This is a genomic window from Otoolea muris (assembly GCF_943193115.1).
Taxonomy (GTDB): Bacteria; Bacillota; Clostridia; order Lachnospirales; family Lachnospiraceae; genus Otoolea; species Otoolea muris.
Genome location: NZ_CALPCY010000120.1, coordinates 1 through 3,111 on the forward strand (window position 1 = coordinate 1; position 3,111 = coordinate 3,111).

Annotated in this window: 4 protein-coding genes; 3 read left to right on the plus strand and 1 reads right to left on the minus strand. The window is 34.1% G+C overall.

From position 1 onward, the window contains the following. Window positions 1–54: 54 nt before the first annotated feature. Window positions 55–240: a helix-turn-helix domain-containing protein gene (locus NFS31_RS26365; protein WP_251501948.1), complete on the minus strand. Its 186-nt coding sequence runs from the start codon at window positions 238–240 to the stop codon at window positions 55–57. A gap of 241 nt (window positions 241–481) precedes the next feature. Between NFS31_RS26365 and NFS31_RS26370 the strand changes: the two genes are divergently transcribed. Genes NFS31_RS26370 through NFS31_RS26380 form a run of 3 tightly spaced genes read left to right on the plus strand, consistent with a single transcriptional unit; the run spans window position 482 to window position 2,646 of the window. Then, window positions 482–907 (plus strand): helix-turn-helix domain-containing protein, encoded by a 426-nt coding sequence (locus NFS31_RS26370; protein ID WP_251501951.1) that lies wholly within the window; start codon window positions 482–484, stop codon window positions 905–907. A gap of 10 nt (window positions 908–917) precedes the next feature. Next, window positions 918–1,349, plus strand: coding sequence for an ImmA/IrrE family metallo-endopeptidase (locus tag NFS31_RS26375; RefSeq protein ID WP_251501954.1), 432 nt, complete (start codon window positions 918–920; stop codon window positions 1,347–1,349). A gap of 16 nt (window positions 1,350–1,365) precedes the next feature. Then, entirely contained in the window at window positions 1,366–2,646 is a 1,281-nt protein-coding gene (locus tag NFS31_RS26380; protein ID WP_251501957.1) for an SAP domain-containing protein, read from the plus strand. The last annotated feature ends 465 nt before the right edge of the window (window positions 2,647–3,111 follow it).

A 3,111-nucleotide genomic window follows, 5' to 3' on the forward strand; every position in this document is an offset into this window, starting at 1 on the left:
GCCACCTTCCCTGAATTTATATTTTTATCTATGTGTAAACTCTTCCACCTTTCTCTACTCTAAAAAATACTCAATAGATACTCCGAAATACTTCGCCAGCACCGCCAGCTTGTCTGCCTTTGGTTTGCTACGGCCGTTCTTCCAATCAGTGAACGTATTTGCAGGTATCCCGGTATCTTTTGAAACTCGATATGTTGTTATGCTCTGCTTTTGTAATAAAGCAGCAAACTTTTCATACAAATTCTCACCTCCTAAAAAAAATAATAATATTTTCATAAATAACGGTTGCAATTATTTCGGAAATGTGATATATTTCAATTACCACATTAAAACATTAACATTTCCGAATTGATTATGAAAATCATTTTATTTAGTGCTTTTATTTATGATTTCATAACCATGGATTTACTATACCACGGTTATCATAAATAGTCAAGTGCTTTTGATTATGATTTCATAAATATTTTTTAGAGGTGCTTTTATGTATGAAATATTTGTGAAATTACTGGAAAAATATGGAGTCACAGCGTATAAGGTATCTAAAGCTACTGGTATAGCTGGATCTACATTTTCAGATTGGAAAAACGGGCGTAGTGTTCCGAAACAAGACAAGCTTCAAAAAATCGCTGATTATTTTGGAGTAACTATAGATTATTTAATGAGTGGAAAGGAAGAGCCTGAAAAAAAGGGGCCCGCCCTTACTCCTCGGGATGAACGGGACATCGCAAAAGATTTAAATAATATCATGGAAAAGCTTTCATCTGGCGAAGCTGGCCCGGCAAGCTTTGACGGTGAAGAGCTCGATCCGGAAGCGGCTGAACTGTTCCGGGACGAACTGGAAATTGCTCTGAGGCGGCTCAAGATCATCAATAAAGAAAAATATACTCCCAAAAAGTATAAAAAGTAGGTGATGACTTATGGGGGAAACTGAACGGGTTAAGCGCCTTGTTATGTACTATGTCCGCCATTTCCGGACATCCGATCCTTTTGAGATTGCGGATCGGCTCGGAGTATTATACCAATTCGGAAACTGTAAATTTTCCGGTTGTTATATGTTCCTTAAAAATCACAGATACATTTTTCTCAGTGATGAACTGGACAGGGAGGAGCAAAAGCTTGTAATGGCCCATGAACTCGGCCACGCTGTACTCGATCGCAAAGTAAACTGTTATTTCATCAGGAATAAAACGCTTTTATCTATTTCCAAATTTGAAAAACGTGCGAATTTATTTGCCGCATATCTGTTAATTACAGATGAAATGCTGATGGATTATAAGGGATTCACGCAGGAACAATTTTGCAATTGCACTGGGTATCCAAAAGAATTAATAAAATTAAGATTGCAATAAATACACAGGTAATTTTATGAAAAAGATTAGAAAAGTCGTATTAAAAGTGTCTTTGTGCTTTTTAGGTTTGATGCTAATATTAGGTGGCGCAGTTGGAGCAATACTTGTTTTTTATGCTCAAAATATTCTTACTATATTTATTGGTATTGCATTTTCTTTACTATGTTTATCTGGTGGCATAATTCTTTTACATAAAGGAACAAAAAAGGACAAAAGGATTAATGTTACCACAAAAACTATATTCAATGTTAGTAAAAAGCCTATAACGGATAAGGAAGTATCTTATCCAATTAAGGCCAAAAAAAATCAAACCGAAAAAGAGCCGGTTCAACAAGAACATAATCGACCCAGCGCTGATTACATAAAAACCATATTTCTACATATGTTTAAAAAACGTCCATATAAAGAAGATGATTCCTTCCCAGAATATTTTTACTATGAATATGGTATAATTAACATACCAATGTATTTTAATGAGCTCAAAGATGAAGGATTGATTACCTTGTCCCATCCAGAAGAAGTCCTCGGTTTAATGAAGGTATCCGAATTAAAAGACATTTTATCTGAAAGAGGTTTAAAGAAAAATGGGAAGAAAAGTGAATTAATAGAATATATACTACTTCATATTAATGTGAATGAACTACCCATAATGAATGAAAATTACTTTTCTCTATCCCAAACAGGTAAAGAATATATAGAAATCCACCACGACTATATAGTATTAAAACAGCATCCTGAATGGGGCATATATCCCTGGGAATATCAAAGCGAAAAGGATAAAAGTAATGGGACAAAAGATTTCAATGAAATAATACTTTCACTTTTAAACTCAAAGATATTAAATATAAAAAAATCGGATTTTAAAACATCTACGTTTGAATATAATCAATTGCAAAATTTATATATTAGTTCTTATAAATTATTCTTTGATGGAGAATGCTTTATTGATGCGTTAAAAGCACTATTCAAAAATTTATTGCTGTCTCTTAGTGGATGTAAAAATAATTATTTAATCAAATCTAAAAAAACACTTAAACTAAATGATGAACAAATTATGAAAAGCTACTCCCCATTAATAGTAGACAGCTATGTTGTCAAATCTATATGTGGATTAAAGGATTACTATAATGAAAATATACTGTTAGATGTTTACAAAGAGTTTATTGGCCCATACAATCTATGCACATACGAAATGTTATGTGAGGTTACTACTTTAATTTTCAGTTCTTCGATTTTAACATTAAGTAAATACGATACGATAATTAGAGATTCATTTATTAAAAGACTACATAAGTAAGATTTGATTAATTGAAGAAATTGCATAGAACAAAATTTTAAATGCCTGCACCATGACAATATAATATGCTTAACCGGGCAGCCGGGGAGGCGTGCAGCAATCCGTTCCCTATCCTGTGGAAAGGATGAACGCTTATGAGTACATATGAAGAATTCATGGTTATATTGACCGTGGCGATTCTTATCGTAGCGATTCTGGAATATAAAAAATAAGCAAGCCGCCTTGTCTCTTGGCCGGAGTAGGCAGCTTGCTTTAAGTAACTGTTGACTTTGCACCGGAGCGGATAGGCTTCATCTATCTTCCGGCTGTCCTGTTAAGCATATTATATGCCAGATTGAATAATTTGTCAAATTAAGATTGCTGTACATTGATAATATAATATGCTTACCCGGGAGCCGGTAGGGGCGTATCGTTGGCCACCTCCATAATGGAAAGGAGCCAATCTGCCATGTATGTTACATATGA

Excerpts from the sequence above, each read along its gene's own strand:
- NFS31_RS26370 (WP_251501951.1), top strand. The coding sequence starts at position 482 with ATGTATGAAATATTTGTGAAATTACTGGAAAAATATGGAGTCACAGCG.
- NFS31_RS26375 (WP_251501954.1), top strand. The coding sequence starts at position 918 with ATGGGGGAAACTGAACGGGTTAAGCGCCTTGTTATGTACTATGTCCGC.
- NFS31_RS26380 (WP_251501957.1), top strand. The coding sequence starts at position 1,366 with ATGAAAAAGATTAGAAAAGTCGTATTAAAAGTGTCTTTGTGCTTTTTA.